Raw genomic sequence first — 22,325 nt, forward strand, 5'->3', positions numbered from 1 at the left:
CGCATCTGGCTCACGCCTCTAAGTAGAATGACGATATGCTAAGTTGCGAGGATTGCGGCTGTTCCCCGTGTAAGGGGGCTGCGCGAGCGCCCCTGCAGTCGGACACGCGTCGCGGCAATCCGTCGGAAAAAATGCCGCGGCGAAAGTAGCGGCTTTCGAAGCGGGCGATCTGCCCGGGCAGCATCTGAACTCGCCGGCGATTCGGCAAGCTGAACTGGCACGCCCGAGACGATTCGAACGTCCGACCCCTGCCTTCGGAGGGCAGTACTCTATCCAACTGAGCTACGGGCGCGTGAGGGGCAGAAGCTTAACCGGTTTGCCCGAGGGAGTCCACTGCTCCGGAATCCCTCCTCCGAGATCGCTCGGGCACTTCTGGGGAAGGCGAAACGGCGCTACAATGCGCCATCTAACCCGCACCCCATTAAGGATTTGGCATGGCTCAGCAACAGAACTCTTCACGGTCGATCCTGATCGTCACCATCCTCGTCGCCCTCGTGCTGGTCGCCGTCATCTGGCCGCTTTCCATGATCGGGAAGGGTGGCAGCCAGACAGGCGGCAGCGACGATGTGGAGGGACGCATTCAACCGGTCGCCAAACTTGAACTGGCGAAAGCGGCACCTGTCAAGAGCGATGGCAAGCCGCAGGACGGGGCCACCGTCTATAATTCGGTGTGCTCGGCCTGTCACGCTTCCGGCGCAGCCGGGGCACCGAAAGCGGGCGACAAGGCGGCATGGGCGCCGCGCATTGCTACCGGAACGGCTGCGCTGGTCAAGAGCGCGATCAACGGCAAGAACGCGATGCCGGCCAAGGGCGGCAATCCCGACCTGAGCGATGCCGAGATCAAGGCCGCAGTCGAGTATCTGGTCGGTCTCGCCAAGTAGGGCTGGTTGCCCGGTAGATCTGGTTGGACTGGGTGTTTGCCGGAAGGCGGGTTCCAGGCTTAGCGTCGGGTTTCGCCCCTGGCATGTCGAGGGTAGGCACCCGGTCTCGTCGATGATCGGCCGCCGGATTCAGCGGGTTTGGCCAGCAAGCATCGCGCGGAGTGCAGAAAGACGCTCCGCACTGGCCGCCCTGTCGGGCACGGTCGTGCTGTTTTCGTTGGCGAAGCGAAGATTTTCGCGGCCCATTTCGGCGATGAAACGCGATGCCTGACACGGGATGACTTCGCGACCCTGTTTGCGCTTTTCCGCGTAGCTCAGATGCAGTGATCGCTGCGCCCGCGTGATTCCCACGTAGAGCAGGCGTCGCTCCTCCTCGATGCGGTTTTCGGCGGCGGCCTCGCGATGTGGCAGAACGCCTTCCTCGACGCCAATCAGAAATACGTGTCTGAACTCGAGACCCTTGGCCGCGTGCAGCGTCGACAGCCGGACGGCGTCGATCTCGGTGTCCTGCTGGTCGATCATGCCGATCAGGGCAATGCTCTGAGTCAGTTCGAACAGCGTCTTCCGTTCTTCGTCTCCCTTCCTGCCCAGCCAGTCGCAGAACTCCCGGACGTTTGCCCATTTGCTTCGCGCCACACGCATCTCGTCCTGCGCGAGAAGCCATGCCTCGTAGGAAATCGCGTCGAGCAGGGCGGAGAGCACCTGCGCTGCCGGTTCGCGGCAGGCGCGCTGGCGCAGACACTCGATGAACTCGCAAAATTCGCGCAGGGGAGACAACTGGCCGGCCTGCACTCGCTGCGCGAAGCCCTGTTCACCGGCTGCAGCGAAGAGCGAGCGGTGCCGCTCGCCAGCGTAGGCGCCCAGTGCCCGCAAGGTGCTGCTGCCGACGCCGCGTCTCGGTGCGCCGACGGCGCGCAGGAACGCAGGGTCGTCCTCGGGGTTGGTGAGCAGTCGCAGATAGGAGGTAATGTCCTTGATCTCCGTTTTCTCGAAGAAGGACTGTCCGCCCGAGAGCAGGTAGGGAACGCGCTGGTCGCGCAGAAAACGCTCGATCGCTCGCGCCTGGAAATTTCCGCGATAAAGGATCGCGTAATCGCGGAACGCGCCACGGTGTTCGAAGCGGTGCGCCTGCAGCTTCATCACCACCGCCTCCGCCTCTTTTTCCTGATCAGCGCAGCAACGCACGGTGATCGGTTCGCCATGCCCCAGGTCCGACCACAGTTTCTTGTCGAACAGCTTCTCGTTGTGCGCGATCAGTGCGTTGGCCGCCTTGAGAATGCGGACCGTCGAGCGGTAGTTCTGTTCGAGCTTGATGATCTTGAGATTCGGATAGTCGCGCGGCAGGCCGCGCAGGTTGGCGACGTCCGCACCGCGCCAGCCGTAGATTGCCTGATCGTCGTCGCCGACTGCCGTAAACGCCGCGCGCGGCCCGGCAAGCAGGTGAAGCAAGCGGTATTGACTGACGTTGGTGTCCTGGTACTCGTCGATCAGCAGATAGCGCAGGCGATTCTGCCACTTGTCGCGCAGCGCCGGCTGTTTCTCGAAAAGCGCCACCGGGAGTACGATCAGATCATCAAAATCGACAGCCTGGTAGGCGCGAAGAGTGGCGGCGTAGTTGGCGAAAACCTCCGCTGCCAGCACCTCGTATTCGCCGCGCGCAATCCCTCGTGCTTCGTCGGGCGAAACGAGACTGCTTTTCCATTGGGAGATCAGCGCCTGCAGCCGGCGGATGGTTGCCTTGTCGGCGCTGCCGGCAAGCTCCGAAACGATAGCGAAGCAATCGGTCGCATCGAGGATCGAGAAGTTCGGCCGGTAGCCGAGCGCGTCGACCTCCTCGCGCAGGATGCGTACGCCCAGCGAGTGAAAGGTCGAGATCGTCAGGCCGCGAGTCGATTTGCCGGCGAGCAGCCTGCTCACCCTTTCCTGCATCTCGCGCGCAGCCTTGTTGGTAAAGGTGATCGCTGCGATGTTGCCTGGACTGAGACCGCAGGCTTCGATCAGATGGGCGATCTTCTCGGTGATCACGCGCGTCTTGCCCGAGCCTGCGCCGGCCAGCACCAGCAGCGGTCCGTCGAGGTAGCGGATCGCTTCGCGTTGTGGGAGATTCGGGCGGGAATGTGCCGACATTGCGCCGGGGAGGGGAAAAAAGCATGGGATTCTAGCATGCCGCGACGGGGCGAACCGAATTGCTGCTGGCAGGGGTTTGCCACGCCCCGACCATGCAGGTAGAATCCCGCCGGTCGTCTCGGCGGTGGGTATGAGCAGCGTCCCCCGATGACCGGGACGGCTTGTTAAATTGGGCGTCCGGGGTTCATTCCGCGGCATTCGTAGTGAATAAAAAGGGGATTTTTATGGCAGAACAGAAGCTGGGCAATCCGGCTGTTGTAGGTCTCGCCGGCTTTGGCCTGACCACAATGGTGTTGCAGTTTCACAATGTGGGATGGATGGGTTTGGGCCCGGTCGTCTGGCTGGGCCTGATCTTTGGTGGACTGGCGCAGATGATCGCCGGGCTGCAGGAAATGAAGTCCGGAAACAACTTTGGTTACTGCGCCTTCACCGGCTACGGTTGTTTCTGGATCGCTCTGGTGCTACTACTGCTGGGCAACCATTACAACATCTACACTTCCAGCAAGACCGATGTCGGTTGGTTCCTGGTGGCGTGGACGATGTTTACGGTGATCCTGTGGATTGGTTCGATGCGGGTGAGCAGCGCCTTGGCACTGACCTTCACCCTGTTGCTGGTCGGCTTCGTCCTGCTCGATCTGGCACATTTCGGTTATCCGGACCTGACGGTGGTCGCCGGGTATGAGCTGATGGTGACCGCAGCGATGGCGTGGTACATCATGGCCCATCTCATCTATGCCGATTTGTTTGGCCGGGACGTGCTCCCGGTGGGCAAGCCCTGGATCGCCTGAGGCTTGTTGTCGGCAGCCGCTGGACAACGATAGGCGTCAGCCAGGGCTGGTGTTCCCAATACCTCTCAACAGAAGCAAGAGGAGAAGCATGCTATGAAATTTGTAAGAATGGCTGGATTGCTCGGACTGGTGCTTGCCTGCGGAGCGGCGCGCGCCGCGGCGCCGGCAGAATCCGAAGTCGCGAATGCCGAGGAGGCGATCACCAAGGTGCGCGCCGCCGCCCGCTTTCTGCATGACAAGGGCTCGTCGGCCTATTCGGATTTCAATCAGAAGGACAGCAAGTGGGTCTGGAAGGACAGCTACGTGTTCGTTTACGATTGCCGCAAGGACCGGATGATTGCGCACCCGCTGCGCCCGGATCTGGTCGGCAAGCCGATCCTGCAGGTCACCGACAACTCGGGCAAGTACATCTTCAAGGAACTTTGCAAGGCCGGCAGCGAGCCGCGTGGCGGTTGGGTGGAATATAGTTGGCCCAAGCCTGGGGCGGGGCGCCTGTCACGGAAGGTTTCCTACGCCTTGGCCGCCGACGTCTCGTTTGCCGCCGGGATTCAGGTGAGCGCCGGCATCTACGACGAAAACATCACCATGCCGGAGCTGAACAAGGTACTCGAAAAGATGTCCGATCCGGCGAAGTATCCCGCCCTGTAGTCGCGCAGCAACACTCCCGAAACCCCGGCCAGTGGCCGGGGTTTTTACTTTCGGGGCCGGTAGATACGCAGCCGGTTCAGTCGATCGCCGCGCCCTGCAACGCCAAGGTGCCGCTGCGTCCTGCCAGTTCTCCGCTGATCACGCGGTGCCGTGGCAGGTTTGCCGGATCGAGCGAGTCGAACAGTTCGCGACAGGTCGCCAGACGGAAGTCCTGTCGACGCCACCCGCGAAGAAGCCGATCGAACGTTTCGGCGAGTCGCATCCCTTCGAGTTCCGCGTGCAGCGTGTAAACGTGTGGGCAACCGCCTGCCTCCGTCTGTGCGAGCAGGTGTCGATCGACGTTGTCGGCGGTCAGGTCATCGACGCCGATCAGTTCATCCAGCGTCGGCAGGGTGGTCGGCAACTGCGGCACGCCGCATGCCTTGCCGTCTTCGTCGACCGGCCGAAAGGGACGAAAGCCGCGCACGTCCGAGGCATAGAGGAAGCCAAGATCCTGCTCGCAGGCAAAGGCGGCGGCGTTCATCTGCCAGCCTGCGGCGCCGTGCGTCAGCGCCGGGATTCCGAACACCTCGCGGAAGCGGTCCGCCGCCCGCAGCATCTCGCGCCGCGTCCAATCAACCGTTTGTGTCGCGACGTTGTCCTGCCAGCGGATGTGATCCCAGCAATGAATCCCTACCTCGTGCCCGCGGTCACGCACCGATCGCATCAGGGCGGCCTCCCGACGTCCGATGTCCGGGCCGGGCAACAGCGTACCGTAGAGCAGCGTGCGCAAGCCATAATGCTCGACGACCGAGGTGCGCGACACCTTGCGCAGGAATCCCTTGCGGAATACCCGCCGGATCGCCCGGCCGGTGTGGTCGGGCCCCAGGCTGAAAAGGAAGGTGGCGCGAGCGTCGTGCCGACGCAGGATGTCGAGCAGGCGCGGCACCCCCTCGCGGGTGCCGCGCCAGGTGTCGACATCGATCTTGAGGGCGAGCAGCTCTTGCGTCACTCAGGCGGCAGGATCGTGGTTCACGAGTTCCTGATGGTAATAGTCGAAGATTCCCCTGAGCGCTTCTTCCATGCCGACCAGCGGAGACCATTCGAGAATGCGTCGGGTATTCTCGATTTTCGGCACCCGGTTCTGCACATCCTGATAGCCAGCGCCGTAGTACTCTCCGGAACTGGTCTCGACCACCTGTACCCTGGCCAGGCCTGCGGCGTATTCCGGATAGTTCTTCGCCATTCCCAGCAGCATCGTCGCCAGTTCGCGTACCGAGTGGTTGTTGTGCGGGTTCCCGATATTGAATATCTGACCGTTGGCCCGTCCATCCTTGTTTGCGATGATCTTCATCAAGGCTGCAATTCCGTCATCGACGTAGGTGAAGGCGCGCTTCTGGTGGCCTCCGTCTACCAGCTTGATCGTTTCGCCACGCAGGATGTGTCCGATGAACTGGGAAATGACGCGGCTGGATCCTTCCTGCGTCGTATGGATCGAATCCAGGCCGCCACCGATCCAGTTGAACGGACGGAACAGGGTATAGGTGAGCCCCTCCTGTTGGCCGTAGGCAGCAATCACGCGATCCAGCAACTGCTTCGAGCAGGCATAAATCCAGCGCGGCTTGCCGATCGGGCCATAAATCAGTTCGGATTTTTCCGGGTCGAATTCACTGTCCCGGCACATTCCATAGACTTCGGACGTCGATGGGAAGACGACGTGTTTCCGGTACTTGACGCACCACCTGATGATCGGCAGGTTGGCTTCGAAATCGAGTTCGAAGACGCTGAGCGGCGATTGCACATAGGTTGCCGGCGTGGCAATCGCGACCAGCGGCAGCACGACGTCGCATTTCTTGACGTGATACTCGGTCCACTCCCGATGGATGGTGAGATCACCCTCGAAAAAATGGAATCGCGGGTGCGCGAGGAATCCGCCAATCCTGCTCGCGGACCTGTCCATGCCGAAAACTTCCCAGTCGGTCGTTTCCAGGATGCGTTTGCTCAGGTGGTGGCCGATGAAGCCATTGACACCGAGAATAAGTACTTTTTTCATGCGTGCTATCCGCCGGAAAGGGTGTGGATCAATCGGGAGTCGGGGCCGGCAGCGGTTGCGAACCGGGCGCTTGTGCCGGGACGCCGGCGTGCAGCGGCAGCCCGCAGAAATCGCCTTCCAGTACGCGCAGAATGCCACCGCCGCGCGGGTGTATCTCGATGCAGTCGCCGTCATTGGCCAGCATGCCGCTGCCTTCTCGCAGTCCTTGGTCGTCGATCACCCGGGTTCGCCACAAGACCAGCCGGCCCGCCGGGAAATCGCTGAAGGCGCCCGGATACGGCCGGCTGACGGCGCGTACCAGATTGTGGATCTGGCGTGCGTTCTGCTGCCAATCGATCCGCCCGTCTTCGGCCCGCCGGCCGCCGAAGTAGGCGCCTTGTGTCAAGTCCTGCGTGCGGTGTTCGGCGCTGCCCTCGATCAGCTTCGGCAAGGTTCGGGTCAGGCACAACTCGGCCGCGACGGTGACCTTTTGAAATACCTCCTGCGCCGTATCGTCGGGCAGGATGGGGACGGCAAACTGGTCTACGATCGGGCCGTTGTCGGGCTTCACCGTCATCTGATGCAGCGTCGCTCCGGTTTCGCGTTCGCCGTGCAGGACGGCCCAATTGACCGGAGCGCGTCCGCGATACCGCGGCAGCAGCGAACCATGCATGTTGTAGGCACCGCGCCGCACGCATTGCAGCAGGGGCGATTTCAGCATGTGGCGGTAATAGAAGCTGAACAGGAAATCGGCATCGAGTGCTGCGACGCGCGCTTCTATCTCGGGCGTATTCGCGTTGTCCGGAGCAATGCACGGAATATCGTTTTCGGCACAAAGCTGGCGCACGGACGAGAACCAGATCCGTTCGCCCGGGTCATCCTCGTGCGTCACCACCAAGCGCACGTCGACCCCTCCGGCGAGCAGGGCGCGCAGGCAGCGCACCCCGACATTGTGGTAGGCAAAGACGACGGCGCTGCTCATTGCTGCCCGTCCTCTGCCTCCAGTATCCCGGCGATCAGGTAGCGGGGACGTTCGCGCACCTCGTGGTAGATTCGCCCGATATACTCGCCCAGGATGCCGACCCCGAACAGCGCGATGCCGAGCAGGAAGAAGGTGATCGCGAAGAGGGTGAACAGCCCACCTTCTTCCGGACCGATGATCAACCGGCGCGCCAGCAGGTAGGCGACCAGCAGACCCGAGCCAAGCGAAACGAGAATCCCCAGCATCGAGAACAACTGCAGGGGTACCACCGAAAATCCGGTCATCAGATCGAAGTTCAGGCGGATCAGGGTGTAGAGCGAGTACTTCGACTCGCCGGCATGGCGTTCTTCGTGGCCGATCACCACTTCCGTCGGATTCTGGGCAAACGAATACGCCAGGGCAGGGATGAAGGTGTGCATTTCGTTGCACTGATTGATGGTGTCCACGATACGCCGGCTGTACGCGCGCATCATGCAGCCCTGGTCGGTCATGTGGATATGGGTGATGCGCTCGCGCACCCGGTTCATGCTGCGGCTGGCCAGGTGACGCCACCAACTGTCATGGCGACTGCGGCGGATCGAGCCGACATAGTCGTACCCATTCTCCATCTGTTCGAGAAGGAGATGGATGTCCTCGGGAGGATTCTGCAAGTCGGCGTCGAGAGTGACGATGTGCTCGCCACGCGCATGCGCAAATCCCGCGAGGATTGCGCGGTGCTGGCCAAAGTTTCCGTTGAACAGGATCACCCGGGTGACGTCCGGCCGTACATGATATTGCTCGGCGAGAATGGCCGCCGATTTGTCGCGGCTGCCATCATTGATGAAGATGACTTCGTAACTGCCGCTCAAGGCGTCCAGCGCAGGATAGAGGCGCGCAAACAATGCGCCCAGCGAAGCCTCCTCGTTGTATACCGGAATGACTACCGTCACTTGCGGAAGGCTCATCGATCAAATTTCCCGGAGAGCAGGCATCCCAGCACCTTGGTCAGCGTCGCGGTCACGCGTTCGATGTCGGAATCGTGCATCGCAGGAAACAGTGGCAGGGTCAATATGCGCGCGGCGACCGATTCGGTGTGCGGCAGATGCGGAAGCGTCGACATCTGCCGGGCGTACAGGGACGTCCGATGAATTGCCGGGTAGTGTACGCCAAGGGCGATACCGCGCTCGCGCATCATTCGGATCAGTTCTCCCCGTTGCTCGGCGAGTTTGGCAGGCAGGAGGACCTGAAACATGTGCCAGTTGCCATGCTCGAAATCCGATGGCGGCAATTCCAGCGGCAGCCCGGCGAGACGCACAAAGTACTGGCGGGCCAACTCGCGCCGTCGCTCGTTGAACTGGTCGAGTCGCCTGAGCTGCCCGAGACCGATGGCGGCTGCAATATCCGTCAGATTCGCCTTGCCGCCCAGCAGATCGCAATCGTAGGTGCCGTCGGCGAAGCGGGTAACCCCCTGCAATCGCAGCTTTTCGAACTGACCGGCTTCCTCCTCCGAGTTCATCACCAGGCAGCCGCCTTCGCCGGTGGTCATGTTCTTGTTCGGATGAAAGCTGAACGCTACCAGATCACCAAAGGAACCCAACTCCCGGCCACGCCAGCGAGCTCCCTGAGACTGCGCGGCATCCTCGATCACGCGCAAGCGATGTCGCCCCGCGAGTTCGTACAGTCGGTCGCGATCGACCGGAAAGCCGGCCAGGTCGACCGGAACGATGGCACGTGTGCGCGGGGTCACGACGGCATCGACCAGGTCGAGATCGATCAGCCGGGTTGTCGGGTCGATATCGACAAAGACGGGTGTGGCGCCGACGGCCAGAATCACGTTGGAGGTTGCCACCCAGCTCAGCGAGGTGGTGATCACTTCGTCGCCGGACTGAATGCCAGCGATTCGCAGCGCCATCTCGAGGGCGGCAGTCGCCGAGTTGGCCAGGCGCACGGGCCGCCCTCCCGCGCGCAGTGACAGTGCCGCCTCGAGTTCGCGGCACTTCGGGCCGGTGGTCAGCCAACCGGAACGAAGGACGTCGGCGACCGCGGCGATGGTTTCGTCATCGATGTCCGGTCGCGTGAAAGGCAGGAACTCCATCGGCTTCAGCTTCGTGAAACGATTACGACACCAACAATGATCACGGCGATTCCGGTCAGTCTCTGGAGTCCGACGGCTTCGTCGAAGAGCAGCCAAGCGAGCCCGGCATTGACCACGTAGCCGATCGACAGCATCGGGTAGGCGATACTGACTTCGACGCGCGACAAGGCCAGGATCCAGACGACGACGCTCACCACGTAGCACGACAATCCACCCAGAATCGGCAGGTTCATGGCCATGGCACTGGCCACCGGCCAGGCGTTGCCGAGCGAAAAATCGAAATGCCCGATCTGCCGCACCCCTGCCTTCAGCAGCAGTTGCGCGAAGGCGTTCAATAGGACGCCACACAGGATCAACGCGAATTCTCCTGCCTTCATGACCAGGTCACCGCCATGAACTGGAAATTCCGAAATCGGTTGGGAAGAGGTGGGATGGCCTGATCATGGGAGATAGGGAGCTCGTGCCGCACGCCAACCGGGACACCAACGTGGCTTGCAACCAACCCCGCTTCGCCGTCAGGCGCGCTGGCGACTCTTACCGTGGCGCGCACGGCAGCGCTGGTGGCAGCGCGCGGGAGGGCACGCGTGCTCGCTCTGCCAGAGTGATGCGATTTGTCGAGGCGAAGATCCAAGGGCCCGCGAAAGGGAGCGATAGTACCCAAGGCGGCCCAAATGTGCAACGGTGGCGCGCACCGTACAGGCCCGTCTTCGGGTACAATCTGCCAACGAAGTGATGGACTTGCGATGAAAGTGACCATTTTTGGTTCAGGCTACGTCGGTCTGGTAACCGGAACCTGCCTTGCCGAAGTAGGCAACGACGTGCTCTGCGTCGATGTCGATCGCCAAAAGGTGGAGCGCCTGCAGAAGGGAGAGATACCCATCTACGAGCCGGGCCTCGAAGATCTCTTCCAACGACTCAGCGCCAATGGCCGCCTGACTTTCACCAACGATCCTGCGGAGGGAGTGGCGCACGGTCTGCTGCAGTTCATCGCCGTCGGCACGCCCCCCGATGAGGATGGTTCTGCCGACCTGCAGCACGTGCTCGACGTCGCCCGCCAGATCGGCCGACACATGGATCAGTTCCGCATCGTGGTGAACAAGTCGACGGTTCCGGCAGGCACCGCCGACAAGGTGCGCGAAGCGATCCGCGCAGCGTTGCGTGAGCGGGCTGTCGACATGCCGTTCGAGGTCGTCTCCAACCCCGAGTTCCTCAAGGAGGGGGCTGCGGTCGAGGACTTCATGCGGCCGGACCGCATCGTCCTCGGCGTCGATCCGCCGTCGCGTGCGCTCGAAACCCTGCGGCGTCTGTACGCGCCATTCAACCGCGATCACGAATGCCTGGTGGTGATGGACGTGCGCTCGGCGGAATTGACCAAGTATGCCGCCAACGCCATGCTGGCGAGCCGCATCAGCGTGATGAACGAACTCGCCAATCTCGCCGAGCGTCTTGGCGCCGACATCGAACAGATTCGCGTCGGCATCGGTGCCGACCCGCGTATCGGCTACCAGTTCATTTATGCCGGTTGCGGCTATGGCGGGTCGTGTTTCCCGAAGGACGTCAATGCCCTGGTGCGCGCCGCGCAGGCCAGCGGCTATCAGCCCGAACTGCTGCTGGCCGTCGAAGCGGTCAATCAGCGGCAGAAACAGGTCCTCTTCGACAAGATTCACAAGCACTTCGGCGGCGATCTGCGGGGCCGCTGTTTCGCGCTGTGGGGGCTGGCGTTCAAGCCCAAGACGGACGACATGCGTGAAGCTCCCAGTCGGGTCCTGATGGAAGCACTCTGGGCAGCCGGCGCCAGCGTCCAGGCCTACGATCCAGCGGCGATGCCCGAAGCCCGTCGCCTGTACGGCGATCGTTCCGACCTGCGCTTCTGCGAGCGTCCCGCGCAAGCACTGCAGGGCGCCGATGCGCTGGTCATCGTCACCGAGTGGAGTGTGTTCCGCAGCCCGGACTTCGAGGTGATCAAGGCCAAGTTGAGAAACCCCGTCATTTTCGACGGCCGCAATCTGTACGATCCCGTCGCGCTTCAGGAAATGGGCTTTGCCTATTATCCGATCGGGCGCAAGGCAGGGGCCGCCGGCTGATTCGGACGACTGCCGGTAGCTCGCCGCCCGCCGACACCCGACCAGCGCCGACGCTATCCTCCTCGCCGCCATGATCGACCGCCCGTCGCCCGTGCCCGCAAGCAGTGCAGCTTGCTGCCCGAGCTGCCAGGCGCCGATGGCGATTCACCGCTTTGAGCGCCAACTGAACGGCCTGGTGACGCTCGACATCTGTTTCCCCTGCCAGGGCATCTGGTTTGACGAATACGAGAGCGCGCAACTGGCGCCGGCCGGTGTCCTCGATCTGTTCGGCCTGCTCCACGAGCACCATGCCGACCTCCGCCAGCCCTGGCCCGGCGTCCTGCGCTGCCCGCGTTGCCGCGAGACACTGCTCGCCTGCCTCGACAGCACGCGTGCCGGGCGTTTTGCCTACAGCCGCTGTCCACAAAGGCACGGGCGTTTCAGCGCCTTCGCCGCGTTCATGATCGAAAAGGGCTTCGTTCGCCAACTCAACGGCAGCGAAGTCGAGGAACTGGCGCGCAAGGTGCAGACCATCCGTTGCGCTGGTTGCGGCGCTCCGGTCGACATCCGTCGGGACAGCGTCTGCGGTCATTGCCGCTCGCCGATCGTCATTCTCGACCACGGCGCCGTGCAGGCCGCACTCGACGACTTCGGCCGCAAGGCGAGCAGTCAGCAACACATCGACCCGAATGCCGTCGCCGATGCGCTGATTGCCAACGAGCGTGCCCGATCGCTGGCGAAGCGGGAAGAGCGCAAGGGCCTGCTCGACGCCGACCTCGGCGACCTCGTGCTCGGAGGAATCGAGAGCGTGCTGCATCTGCTGAAAAGGTAGATGGTCGAGTCGCGCGGCGGTTAAGTGGTCGTGATTCGCATCGAGGGCGGGCCGTAGTCGCGGCTCTGGCCGCCGTCCGTGGCATGGTCCCAGGAGTTTGACGCCGACTTGCTCGTGCCTGCGCGGGCGCGAATCCCAATCCATGATCGGACGGGTCTCCAGTCCCCCTGCGCGGTAATGACGTACTCTGTGACCGCGACAAGAATCAATTTTTTCGATCCATTCCTGGCCGAACAACAAGGCAAGGACGACAAACCGGCGAAGCCTCGATGTCTGGTGAGTGGCCGCGCAAACTGCCGCAGAGCCTCACGAATACGTGCATTCGTGAGGATGGACGACTCTCGGAGGAAGCGGAAAAAGCTGGTGCGAGCAGATTGTCGCAATTTTTTACAGTGTGAGCTGTCTGGCTGCACCCACCCGGCGATATATATAACATTTCAATCAGTTGCGAGTCATGGCATAAAGTGTGCTTATGTTGATGGGGGGCTATCAGCCGATGGCCTATCGGTTCCGCAAACACCGTTCATCACATCCACTTTTCGAAAGGATTTTTCAATGATTCGCACTCCCTCCCTCCGGTCGATCTCTCTTGCCCTGGGGCTCGCTTTCGCCGGTGTTGCCGGCTCCGCCGGCGCGGCCGTGATCAATGGCCCGGCTCTAACTCTTGCTGGCTCCGGCTGGGTTTACACCGGTATCGAGTTCAGCGCCGTGACCAACTCAATTCTGACCAGTTTTAGTTATGCCAATCAGGGTCAGGCCGACACGGTCATTCTGACAGACAGCGTCGGCAACATCCTCCACTCGGTCAATACCCCGGCCAGCGTGACCCCCGACGTGGAGAACGTCAACTGGGCCTTGACTGCCGGCCAGACCTATTTCCTCCTCCAGACCGTGGCGTCGAACGAACTGTACGCGTCTTTCAATCAGGCGTTGCCCTCGAATTCCGACATTTCGATCGTGGTCAGCGGCACCTTCGCTATGACCCTTTCCGACGCAGTGGCCGCGTCCAATTTCGGCGCCAATGAGTACTGGGCAGCCTTCAACGACATTACGACCACTTCTGGCAATGTGCCTGAGCCGCTTTCCCTGGCGCTGGTGGGGCTCAGCCTGGCCGGTTTGGGTTATCAGCAACGCAAGCGGCGTGCTGTCTGAGGCTCTGCCGTATGGCATCCGGCCCCGTGTCGGCGGGGCCCGTTTTGCTTTCGGACAAGTGCTGTCGGCAAACCCGAATGCGAGGGCATTGGAGTCAGTCCTCAAGGCCAAGGACGCGATGCCATAGTCGGCCGACCGGAGGAGCTGTTCGAGACTCTCGGTCTGCGCGTGCCCGCCGGTAGATGCGCGTAATGCTGATTCACGGCCAGCGAGTTGCGGTGAGTTGCGTATAGACAGGCACTTGGCCGTTCCTGCGTCAAACTTGGGGCGTCGGGATAACGGTGCCGGTGTGGTCACGGTGCCGCCGGCGACCTGCCCGCAGGTGCTACACTTGCCGCATGCGTACCCTGCTTGCCGTCCTGTTCGCTTCACTGGCGGTCGATGCCGCTGCAGGTGGTTTCGTCGTCGGCGAGTTGCCACTGGGGCCGGCACCGTTCGGGTGGACGGTGCCGCCGCCGTCGATTCTTTACGACTCGTTGAGTCATTGTCTGGGTCCGCTGGGCTGTCCGGACTACGAACAGTTCAGGCGCTTCCTCGATCGCTACGAGCGCAACTACGGCCAGCGCGTCACTTCCGATCAGCCGGCGGCGCTGACCAGGCTGGCGACGCCGCGCGACGTGCCGCCGACGCCGGAAGCGCAGATCCAGCCGCGTTACCGTGGCGCGAGCCAAATCCGGGCGGAGTTCGCGCAGACCGGCAAGCCGGTCGATCGCCAGTGATCGCACGGCGGCTCGTGCCCTTGCGGCGGGCAGGATGAACCCGCTGCTGCAGGCAGTAGTCGGCTATTTCCTGTTGCTCGTCCTGGCCTGGACGGTCTCCTCGCGACGCAGCGCCATCCCCTGGCGGACGGTGCTCGCCGGCATCGCGCTGCAATGGATGCTGGCGCTGCTGATCTTCCGCCTGCCGGGCGTTCGCGAGATCTTCGCGGCGTGCAACGACGCCTTGCTGGCGATCGCCGTGGCGACCCGCGAAGGAACCAAACTCGTTTTCGGTTTCCTTGGCGGAGCCTCGCTGCCCTACGCCGAAAACGCTCCCGGAGCCAGCTTCGTCCTGGCGTTTCAGGCCTTGCCGGTGGTCCTGGTGATGAGCGCGCTGTCGGCCCTGCTCTATCACTGGCGAGTGCTGCCGCTGCTCGTGCAGGGCTTTTCGCTGCTGCTTGAAAGAACGCTCGGGGTCGGCGGTGCGGTCGGCATGTCCACCGCGGCCAACGTCTTCGTCGGGATGATCGAAGCGCCATTGCTGATCCGCCCGTACCTGGCCAGCGTCGATCGTGGCGAGATGTTCATCATTCTCACCGGCGGCATGGCCGGCGTCGCCGGTACGGTCATGGCCCTCTACGCCAGCATTCTCGGCCCGGTCGTCCCGGACGCGCTGGGTCACATCCTCGCTGCGTCGTTCATCAGCGCGCCGGCGGCGATCGTTTTTGCCGTGATCATGGAGCCGCCGGCGGGGCCGCCAACCGGGCGCCACCTCGACCTGCCACGCACCGACAGCAGCAGCATGGAGGCGGTCACTCGCGGGACCGGCGAGGGAGTGAGCCTGCTGATCAACATCGTCGCCATGCTGATCGTACTGGTGGCGCTGGTCAGTCTCGCCAATCAGGCGCTCGGCTTGCTGCCGGGCGTCGACGGCGCGCCGCTGTCGCTGCAGCGTCTGCTCGGCTGGCTGATGGCGCCGGTAGCCTGGATGGCTGGCGTTCCCTGGGGCGAATGCGCCGTTGCCGGCGCCCTGCTGGGAACGAAGACGGTGCTCAACGAACTGCTGGCCTACCTCGACATGGCGCAGCTTCCGCCGGCGGCACTTGCGCCGCGCAGCCGGATCATCATGACCTACGCCCTGTGCGGCTTCGCCAATCTCGGCAGCCTCGGAATCCTGCTCGGTGGCATGTGCGCGATCGCGCCGCAGCGTCGCTCGGAACTCGTCGAACTGGGTCCCTTGACGCTGATTTCGGGCACCCTGGCGACTCTTTCCTGCGGCAGCATGGTCGCGATGTGGCTGTGAGCAAGCTGCACGTCCCCACCGTACGTCGGGATTCCGCGTGCGGCGCTTTGCTGCTGCTGCCGCGGCGGGTCGCCATTCAGGCCTGCCCGCTGACTCCGGCGGATTCGAAACTGGCCATTTCGTCCAGGAACGCGACGGCGGCGCGGACCAGTGGCCAGGCGAGCGCGGCGCCGGTGCCCTCGCCGAGGCGGAGATCGAGGTCGAGCAGTGGTCTCGCCTGCAGCGCGCGCAGTTGCGCGAGATGGCCGGGTTCGGCCGAGCGGTGGCAGAACACGCAATAGTCGGTGATCGCCGGTGCGATGCGGGCGGCGACGAGCAGCGCCGAGGTGACGATGAAGCCGTCGATCAGCAGCACCATTCGACGCTCGGCGCCGGCGAGCAGCGCGGCACAGAGCATCGCGATCTCGAAACCGCCGAACTCGGCGAGTGCGACGAGGGCGTCGGCGTCCGCAGGTAGGGCCGCGCGCGCAACGGCTTTCGCGAGCAGTGCCCGTTTGCGCGCCAGTCCCGTGTCGTCCAGTCCGGTGCCGCGTCCGACACAGTCGGCGAGAGGCGTTCCGGTGAGGTGATGGGTGAGCAGCGAAGCCGCGGCGGTGTTGCCGATTCCCATCTCGCCAAAGCCGATCACGCGGCAGCCGTCCTCGGCGAGCCGCCGGACCAGATCCGCGCCACGGGTCAGCGCCGCATCGCGCTCGGCGGCGCTCATCGCCGCCTGTTCGAGGTAGTTGCGCGTGCCAAAGGCGATCTTGGCATCGATCAGTCCGTCGCGACTGCCAAAGTCGTGGGCGACGCCGGCGTCGATCACGCGCAGCCGCAGCCCATTGTGGCGGGCAAAGACATTGATCGCCGCGCCGCCGGCGAGAAAGTTCTCGACCATCTGCCAGGTCACTTCCTGCGGGTACGCGGAAACGCCGGCGCGCGCCGCGCCGTGGTCACCGGCGAAGACCAGCAGATGCGGGTGGTCGAGGCGCGGCGTCAGCGACTGCTGGATCTGACCGATCTGCAACGCCAAGCGTTCGAGTTGGCCGAGCGAACCGGGTGGCTTGGTCTTGCCGTCGATGCGGGCCTGCAGGCCGGGGACGGGCGAGGTGGGCGAAATGGAAAAATGCATGCGATGAGCAGAACGGGACGAGAGTCGCCGATTATACGCATCGTCCCGCCGTGCTAAGCTGCGCCGCATGCGAGAACTGATCCTGGGTGGCGCCCGTTCGGGCAAGAGTCGGCTGGCCGAGCGCCGCGCCGCTGAGAGCGGCCTGCGAGTCGTGTACGTGGCGACCGCGCTGGCGCTCGACGCCGAGATGTCGCGGCGCATCGAACACCACCGCGCCCGACGCTGCCCGGACTGGGGGCTGGTCGTCGAGCCGCTTGAATTGCCCACCGCGCTGCGTCGGCAAGCGGCGCCCGACGTCTTTCTGTTGGTCGATTGCCTGACGCTGTGGCTGTCGAATCTGCTGTTTACCGGCGACGCGGCGCAGCAGGCCGAAGCCGGCGAAGCCGTGCATTGCCAGCGGCTTGAGGAAGCGACGCAGGAACTGATCGACCTGCTGCCGCAGCTTCCGGGGCAGATCGTTCTCGTGTCGAATGAAGTGGGGTGCGGCATCGTGCCGATGGCTGCGCTGTCACGGCTGTTCGCCGACGAGCAGGGGCGTCTGAACCAGCGGGTGGCGGCGGTGTGTGAGCGGGTGACGCTGGTCGTCGCCGGTCTGTCGCTCGCGTTGAAGTAGCGATCGCTGTCCCGGCTGCGGGAATCCGGCTGCGCACTCTCCGGCGTCCCGGGCGTCCCGTATGCCGACCGCCTGCTCGTCCGGCTTGCGATTGGCGACGCGAGCGATCGGCGAGTCGGCCGTCAGCGGGCCGTCAGCCTGCGCCTTAGTGATTTGCTTCGGCTTCCCCGGCGCCCGCCAAGGGATCGGAGGTGGCGTTCGGCCGGGAAAAGTACAGCGCCGCCAGCCGTCGCAGCCCGATGACGCGTCCCAACTCCCAGAACGAGAAGAAGGGGACGAAGGCGACGATCAGGATCAGCACCCGGGCGGCGAGTTCGTAGGCCCCGATCGCGACGATCTTCTCGAAGATGGCGGCAAGGCTTTCCTTGTGGAACCAGCCCTCGACGAGATGCTCGACGATGCCGAACAGAAAGACGAGCGCGCCGAACAGCACCGACTTGAACAGAACCGGGATGATCAATGCTCGATCCTCGAACCGTCGGCTGAAACCGAACGCCCTGCCAATGAGAATGACCTTGGCAATGACGAGCGCTTCGAAGAGGGCGACCCCGTAGTGGACATAGACGACGCCGAACTCGGCAAGGATCAGGCGGCGATAGGTGGTGAGCGCACCGAGAAACAGGAAGAGGTAAAGGACGATGATCCAGTACGCCTTGAGTTCCGCGATGGCCCTCTCCTTGAGGCTGGCGTGCTGGTTGATCCCGTTTTTCATGGCTTTCCTCGTGATTGGTTCCCGGCACGTGCGGACGCCGGAACAGCTCGTCTTGCTGCCAATTGCTGTTCATCGGCATTCCTTATTCGCACACTTACTCCGCGTCCGCTGGCGGGCATGTTCCAGCCGCTTCGCCTGAGGTCGGCGGCTGGATTATGCAGTGCTGGCGACTAGTCGACTTCCTTCACTTCCGGAATCTTCCAGCTTCCGTCGATGAGGGACGGCGCCGTCTCCTTCGGCCAGTACAATCGCAGAGTGAGCACGAACTCGCCCTCGGGCGCCGGCAGCCAGTTCGCTTCCTTGTTCTTCCCGGGGGATTCGTGCTGTATGTAGAGGTCGATGGAGCCATCCGCATTGGTCTTGAACTTGTTGCGCTGGCTCAGGGTGTAGCGGTTGAGCGGATTGTCGACGAAGAAGAACTGGGCGTCGTACATGGTGAGTGACCAGAAGCCATTCACCGGCGGCATTTCGCCTTTGTTCAAATGCATGACGTACTTGTGCTCGCCGCTGTATTTCTTGAGGAGATCAGGCCCCTCCGAGATCGGATAGATCGCGTCCTGCGGACGGTTTGCCCCCAGCCCGTACCAGGTGATCGCCGCACGCTGGCGATACTCGGTGCCATAGACACCCGCCTTCGTCGTGTAGGCCCAGCCGTTCTCCACCTTGAAGTCGCCAGCGACGATCCCTTCCTTCATCCAGACGGAGATCTTCTCCTGCGCCGGCTGGGGTGCCGCGGCAATCCCCTTGGCCACCGCCGGGTCGAGCTTCGACGAATCGAAGTCCTGTCCGGGAACGATGCCGATCTTCGCGAGCTTCTCCACAAGCGGCGCATCTTCCGCGCTCGGTGGGTTCGCCTTCAACAACTCGGCGAAAAGCTTGAAGAACGCCTGGCCGTCAAGCGCATTGACCTGGTCGCGCACCGGCGTCTTCATGTCGATCGACGGATCCACCTTGCCGGGTGCCGGCGTGTAGCTTTGGCCATAGGCCGAGAGCGGCACTACCGAAACCTGGTCCTGCAGCGCATGTACCGCCTTGTAATCCTGCGGCGTGCCGGTGCTGTAGATGCGCCCGAGAACCCAGACCATGTTCGTCGGCGACTTGTACTCGGTGACCCCCTCGGGCAGGGTGCCCGACCAGCCGGGGCCGGTGATGGCGTATTTTTGCGCCCCGGTCCCGGTCGTGCGCTTGCCGGGTACCTGGAAGACGTTGGTCCACCCGTCCAGCATCGGGAACAGGAAGTAGCGGCCTTTCATGTCCGGAATGCTGAGAATCCACGGTTCCTTGGAAACGTCCAGCCAGGTGATTGTGTACAGCGTGTCGGCATTGGGCGCCGTCACGTCCCGGAACGACGCGTTCGGATAGCTACGCGCACGCACGAACTGGCCCATCGGGGCACGGGTCCCTTCCGGCTCGGCCACGTTGGTCATTACCCTTCGGGTCATTTCCATTGTCACGAGCGGATAGGCATAGATATACGCGTCGATCGCGGTTTCCTGTGCCTCCTTCTCCCTGACCGCCGCTTCCAGCGCCTTCGCCTCGGCGATGGCCTTTTCCTTGGCTTCGGCTGCCGCCTTTTCGGCCGCGCTATCGACCTGCTTGCCGCAGCCCGCGAGACCCAGGCTGAGCAGGACGACTGGCAGAATCAACAGATGATTCAATCGTTTCACTTCGCAACTCCTTCCGTTTGATATCCGAACCCTGGACTCGGCCGATCCTGATCGGCCGGCCAAGGGGAGCGATTCGCGCCCGTCCGCAGCGATTGCTCGATAACCACGAACGCCGGAATATCGTCCGGCTGTGCCGCTTGGCAAGCGAGCGGGGCGGACGGCATTGTAGGGCAACTGGATGATTGGTGGTGAAGTGGTCGTTCCTTGTCTGCCGGTCCTCGCGCATCCCGTCGAGCAGGGCAGGGTCAGGCAGGTGCCCGGAGTGGCCTGAACTGCCCGTCACTCGTCACCGAGAGCGCTTGGCTGGCCGAGCAATTTCATGCGCGCGATCTGGCGGACGGCAGCGCTGTCAGGCAACAGCGCCACATTTTTCCGGGTCTGGAAGACGGGCAAAGGTCTTGCTCGTTGGGCCGGGCGCGGCGAAGCACTGCAAGGTCCCGCTGGATTTCGGCTTGCGTCGGAAGGACGGGGGATTCGTCTGGATTGGCCGTGCAGCGCGCCTGCGCTCAGGCATTTTCCCGCTGCATCGCCAGGCGGGCGGCATCACCCGGGATTCCCGAGCGTGTCTCGCCGTGAGTTTTGGCGTAGCCGTCGATTTTCGCCAGCAGGCGGCGGGGAAGGGTGATATTGACCTTCTCGGCGGAGACGTCGAAGCGGGCAAGGTTCACGTCCACCGTCGCCCACACCCCCTTCGCAAAATCCGGATTTGCCAGGTGTTCGCCGATGGCGCGCCGCACAGGAAGCTCTACGCCGTCTTCGACGACTCCCTCCAGGTGCAGATCGATGGCTTCCTTTACGGACAACAGCGCGTCGTCAAATGTGTCGCCGGCCGGGAGGCATCCGCCGACGGGTCGAGGACCGTGACGCCGAAATGTACGCCATCATTCGTATGCAGGAGCAAAGGAAAGCGCGCCAGCCTCCTGCTTCCATCCCGCCTGTTCGAGAACGCTTTGCAGTGTACCGGCGAGGAGGTCGCTGTCAGGGTGTTTGACCGTGACCAATCCCGGCCTGGACGGATGCTCGAAGGGATGATGCGATCGCCCGGCACGCGCCAAGTTCACCCTTGCGTCGCATCCCGCTGGCCACGGCTCGACCATCCGTGCGCCCGGCACCGCGCCGCGACTACCGCATCGCCTGCGCCGGCAGCCACTCGGCGAGCCGGCGCAGATCGAGATGCCGTTCGACCGCGTCGGCGAGTCGGTCGATGTCGTGCTCGCGGCGCCGGAGCGGGTCGAAATCCTGATTCGGCCGATGTCCGGCCCAGGCGAGCAGCGCCGCCAGCGCCGGTGGGGAGTCGAACAGACCGTGGCAATAGGTCGCGAGAATCTGCCCGTCGTCCGACAGCGCGCCATCGGGCTGCCCGGCGAGGATCGCCGCCGGCCGGTTCAGGGCGGCACCGCGGGTGACGCCCATGTGGATGCGGTAACCCTGCAGCATCGCGGCTCCCGGGAGCTGCAGCGGGCCGCTGACGTTCTGCAGCGTCTTCTCGGTGGACAGGCTCGTTTCGTAATCCAGCCAGCCGAGCCCCGGCATGCTGCCGGCCGGTCCTTCGAGCCCGAGTGGATCGTGCAGTTGACGACCGAGCATCTGCAGGCCGCCGCAGATGCCGATCAGCTTGCCACTGTAGCGCAGATGGCGGGCGATCGCCGCTTCCCAGCCCTGCGCGCGCAGCCAGGCGAGGTCGGCCTGTACCGCCTTCGAACCCGGCAGCACGATCAGATCGCACGCTGGCGGCTCCTCGTTCGGTCCGACGAAGCGGAAATCGACTTCGGGGTGGAAACGCAGCGGGTCGAGGTCATTGTGATTCGAAATCCGGGGATAGACCGGCGCGGCGACGCGCAGCCCGGCCGCCGGCCGGCTCGCCGCCTCGCGCGGTAGCGCGTCCTCTGCGTCGAGATAGAGGCCGTGCAGGTAGGGCAGCACTCCGAGCACCGGCTTGCCGGTCCGCTGCTCGAGCCAGCGCAGGCCGCTTTCCAGCAGACCGATGTCACCACGAAAACGGTTGATCACGAATCCCTTGACGCGCGCCTGCTCGGCAGGGGACAGCAGGTCGAGCGTGCCGCAGAAATGCGCGAAGACGCCGCCGCGATCGATGTCGGCGATCAGGATCACCGGGCAATCGACCGCCTCGGCGAAGCCCATGTTGGCGATGTCGCGGTCGCGCAGGTTGATCTCGGCCGGGCTGCCGGCGCCTTCGACGAGCAGGCATTCGTACTGGGCGCCTAGGCGCCGCCACGATTCCAGCACGGCGTGCATGGCGCGCGGTTTGTAGGCATGGTAGTCGCACGCGTCGAGGTCGCGCAGCGCCTTGCCGTGAATGATCACCTGCGCGCGCTGGTCGGTTGCCGGTTTCAGCAGCACCGGATTGAAATCGGAGTGTGCCGGCAGGCCGGCAGCGAGTGCCTGCAGTGCCTGCGCGCGGCCGATCTCGCCGCCGTCGACGGTGACCGCCGAATTGAGCGCCATGTTCTGTGGCTTGAACGGCGCGACGCGCACGCCGCGGCGACGCAGGATGCGGCAGAGGGCGGTGACCAGCATGCTCTTGCCGGCATCCGAGGTGCAGCCCTGTACCATCAGGCTGGGGGTGGGAGCTCCGTTCATCGTAGAATCCAACTTTTGTCGCCCTCGATTGTCGCATGCCGATCCTGTGTTTCCCCGCACCT

General features: G+C 63.6%; 22 protein-coding genes and 1 tRNA gene. 9 read left to right on the plus strand and 14 right to left on the minus strand.

All coding sequences use genetic code 11. The annotated features are described in order from the left end of the window. Positions 1–215: 215 nt before the first annotated feature. Positions 216–292: transfer RNA gene (locus NFV80_RS04760), tRNA-Arg, on the minus strand. A 142-nt stretch (positions 293–434) separates the two neighbouring features. Between NFV80_RS04760 and NFV80_RS04765 the strand changes: the two genes are divergently transcribed. Next, positions 435–881: a c-type cytochrome gene (locus tag NFV80_RS04765; protein ID WP_295328475.1), complete on the plus strand. Its 447-nt coding sequence runs from the start codon at positions 435–437 to the stop codon at positions 879–881. 129 nt (positions 882–1,010) lie between these two features. Here NFV80_RS04765 and NFV80_RS04770 read toward each other — a convergent pair whose 3' ends face one another. Continuing rightward, positions 1,011–3,008 (minus strand): UvrD-helicase domain-containing protein, encoded by a 1,998-nt coding sequence (locus tag NFV80_RS04770; protein ID WP_295328473.1) that lies wholly within the window; start codon positions 3,006–3,008, stop codon positions 1,011–1,013. Between the two features lie 224 nt (positions 3,009–3,232). On the opposite strand from NFV80_RS04770, the gene NFV80_RS04775 reads away from it, so the two are divergent. Beyond that, positions 3,233–3,796 carry an acetate uptake transporter gene (locus NFV80_RS04775; RefSeq protein WP_295328471.1) on the plus strand — a complete coding sequence of 188 codons (564 nt, stop codon included), beginning with the start codon at positions 3,233–3,235 and terminating at the stop codon, positions 3,794–3,796. Between the two features lie 93 nt (positions 3,797–3,889). Beyond that, the gene (locus NFV80_RS04780; RefSeq protein WP_295328469.1) at positions 3,890–4,444 is read left to right on the plus strand and encodes a cache domain-containing protein; all 555 of its coding nucleotides are present in this window, start codon (positions 3,890–3,892) and stop codon (positions 4,442–4,444) included. Between the two features lie 76 nt (positions 4,445–4,520). Here the strand turns inward: NFV80_RS04780 and NFV80_RS04785 are convergent, their stop codons facing one another. From NFV80_RS04785 to NFV80_RS04810, 6 genes are read right to left on the minus strand one after another with little or no spacing between them, the layout of a single operon-like run. Further along, positions 4,521–5,435, minus strand: coding sequence for a polysaccharide deacetylase family protein (locus tag NFV80_RS04785; protein ID WP_295328468.1), 915 nt, complete (start codon positions 5,433–5,435; stop codon positions 4,521–4,523). Next, positions 5,436–6,476, minus strand: a complete 1,041-nt coding sequence (locus tag NFV80_RS04790) for a bifunctional UDP-4-keto-pentose/UDP-xylose synthase (RefSeq protein ID WP_295328465.1) — start codon at positions 6,474–6,476, stop codon at positions 5,436–5,438. Between the two features lie 28 nt (positions 6,477–6,504). Beyond that, positions 6,505–7,437, minus strand: a complete 933-nt coding sequence (locus NFV80_RS04795) for a formyltransferase (protein ID WP_295328463.1) — start codon at positions 7,435–7,437, stop codon at positions 6,505–6,507. Further along, positions 7,434–8,381: a glycosyltransferase gene (locus tag NFV80_RS04800; RefSeq protein ID WP_295328461.1), complete on the minus strand. Its 948-nt coding sequence runs from the start codon at positions 8,379–8,381 to the stop codon at positions 7,434–7,436. The genes NFV80_RS04795 and NFV80_RS04800 overlap by 4 nt, the downstream gene beginning before the upstream one ends. Beyond that, positions 8,378–9,511, minus strand: coding sequence for a DegT/DnrJ/EryC1/StrS aminotransferase family protein (locus NFV80_RS04805; protein ID WP_295328459.1), 1,134 nt, complete (start codon positions 9,509–9,511; stop codon positions 8,378–8,380). Before NFV80_RS04805 ends, NFV80_RS04800 begins: the two co-directional genes overlap by 4 nt. 5 nt (positions 9,512–9,516) lie before the next feature. After that, entirely contained in the window at positions 9,517–9,888 is a 372-nt protein-coding gene (locus NFV80_RS04810; protein WP_295328457.1) for an SMR family transporter, read from the minus strand. Positions 9,889–10,254: 366 nt separating this feature from the next. On the opposite strand from NFV80_RS04810, the gene NFV80_RS04815 reads away from it, so the two are divergent. From NFV80_RS04815 to NFV80_RS04835, 5 genes are all read left to right on the plus strand, one after another. Continuing rightward, positions 10,255–11,595 carry a UDP-glucose/GDP-mannose dehydrogenase family protein gene (locus NFV80_RS04815; protein ID WP_295328455.1) on the plus strand — a complete coding sequence of 447 codons (1,341 nt, stop codon included), beginning with the start codon at positions 10,255–10,257 and terminating at the stop codon, positions 11,593–11,595. Between the two features lie 70 nt (positions 11,596–11,665). Further along, positions 11,666–12,406: a zf-TFIIB domain-containing protein gene (locus NFV80_RS04820; protein WP_295328453.1), complete on the plus strand. Its 741-nt coding sequence runs from the start codon at positions 11,666–11,668 to the stop codon at positions 12,404–12,406. 555 nt (positions 12,407–12,961) lie between these two features. Beyond that, on the plus strand, positions 12,962–13,558 hold the full coding sequence (locus tag NFV80_RS04825) for a PEP-CTERM sorting domain-containing protein (protein ID WP_295328451.1): 597 nt from the start codon (positions 12,962–12,964) through the stop codon (positions 13,556–13,558). Positions 13,559–13,896: 338 nt separating this feature from the next. Next, positions 13,897–14,277 (plus strand): hypothetical protein, encoded by a 381-nt coding sequence (locus NFV80_RS04830; RefSeq protein ID WP_296758008.1) that lies wholly within the window; start codon positions 13,897–13,899, stop codon positions 14,275–14,277. Between the two features lie 34 nt (positions 14,278–14,311). Next, complete coding sequence (locus NFV80_RS04835; protein WP_295328447.1) at positions 14,312–15,559, plus strand: nucleoside transporter C-terminal domain-containing protein; 1,248 nt, start codon at positions 14,312–14,314, stop codon at positions 15,557–15,559. A 76-nt stretch (positions 15,560–15,635) separates the two neighbouring features. On the opposite strand, the gene cobT is transcribed toward NFV80_RS04835, so the two are convergent. After that, complete coding sequence (cobT, locus tag NFV80_RS04840; RefSeq protein WP_295328445.1) at positions 15,636–16,670, minus strand: nicotinate-nucleotide--dimethylbenzimidazole phosphoribosyltransferase; 1,035 nt, start codon at positions 16,668–16,670, stop codon at positions 15,636–15,638. A gap of 67 nt (positions 16,671–16,737) precedes the next feature. Here cobT and cobU point away from each other — a divergent pair, with 67 nt between their 5' ends. Further along, positions 16,738–17,283, plus strand: a complete 546-nt coding sequence (gene cobU / locus NFV80_RS04845) for a bifunctional adenosylcobinamide kinase/adenosylcobinamide-phosphate guanylyltransferase (RefSeq protein ID WP_295328443.1) — start codon at positions 16,738–16,740, stop codon at positions 17,281–17,283. Between the two features lie 145 nt (positions 17,284–17,428). Here cobU and NFV80_RS04850 read toward each other — a convergent pair whose 3' ends face one another. The 5 genes from NFV80_RS04850 to NFV80_RS04870 all read right to left on the minus strand — a co-directional run bounded on the left by NFV80_RS04850 (position 17,429) and on the right by NFV80_RS04870 (position 22,263). Continuing rightward, positions 17,429–17,995, minus strand: coding sequence for a hypothetical protein (locus tag NFV80_RS04850; protein ID WP_295328441.1), 567 nt, complete (start codon positions 17,993–17,995; stop codon positions 17,429–17,431). A gap of 170 nt (positions 17,996–18,165) precedes the next feature. Continuing rightward, positions 18,166–19,521, minus strand: coding sequence for a DUF1254 domain-containing protein (locus NFV80_RS04855; RefSeq protein WP_295328477.1), 1,356 nt, complete (start codon positions 19,519–19,521; stop codon positions 18,166–18,168). A gap of 647 nt (positions 19,522–20,168) precedes the next feature. Further along, positions 20,169–20,465, minus strand: a complete 297-nt coding sequence (locus tag NFV80_RS04860) for a type II toxin-antitoxin system HicB family antitoxin (protein ID WP_295328440.1) — start codon at positions 20,463–20,465, stop codon at positions 20,169–20,171. 78 nt (positions 20,466–20,543) lie between these two features. Then, positions 20,544–20,759, minus strand: a complete 216-nt coding sequence (locus tag NFV80_RS04865; protein ID WP_295328438.1) for a type II toxin-antitoxin system HicA family toxin — start codon at positions 20,757–20,759, stop codon at positions 20,544–20,546. Positions 20,760–20,784: 25 nt separating this feature from the next. Next, positions 20,785–22,263 carry a cobyric acid synthase gene (locus NFV80_RS04870; RefSeq protein WP_295328437.1) on the minus strand — a complete coding sequence of 493 codons (1,479 nt, stop codon included), beginning with the start codon at positions 22,261–22,263 and terminating at the stop codon, positions 20,785–20,787. Positions 22,264–22,325: the final 62 nt, after the last annotated feature.

The organism is Accumulibacter sp. (genome assembly GCF_023806565.1).
Classification (GTDB): Bacteria; Pseudomonadota; Gammaproteobacteria; order Burkholderiales; family Rhodocyclaceae; genus Accumulibacter.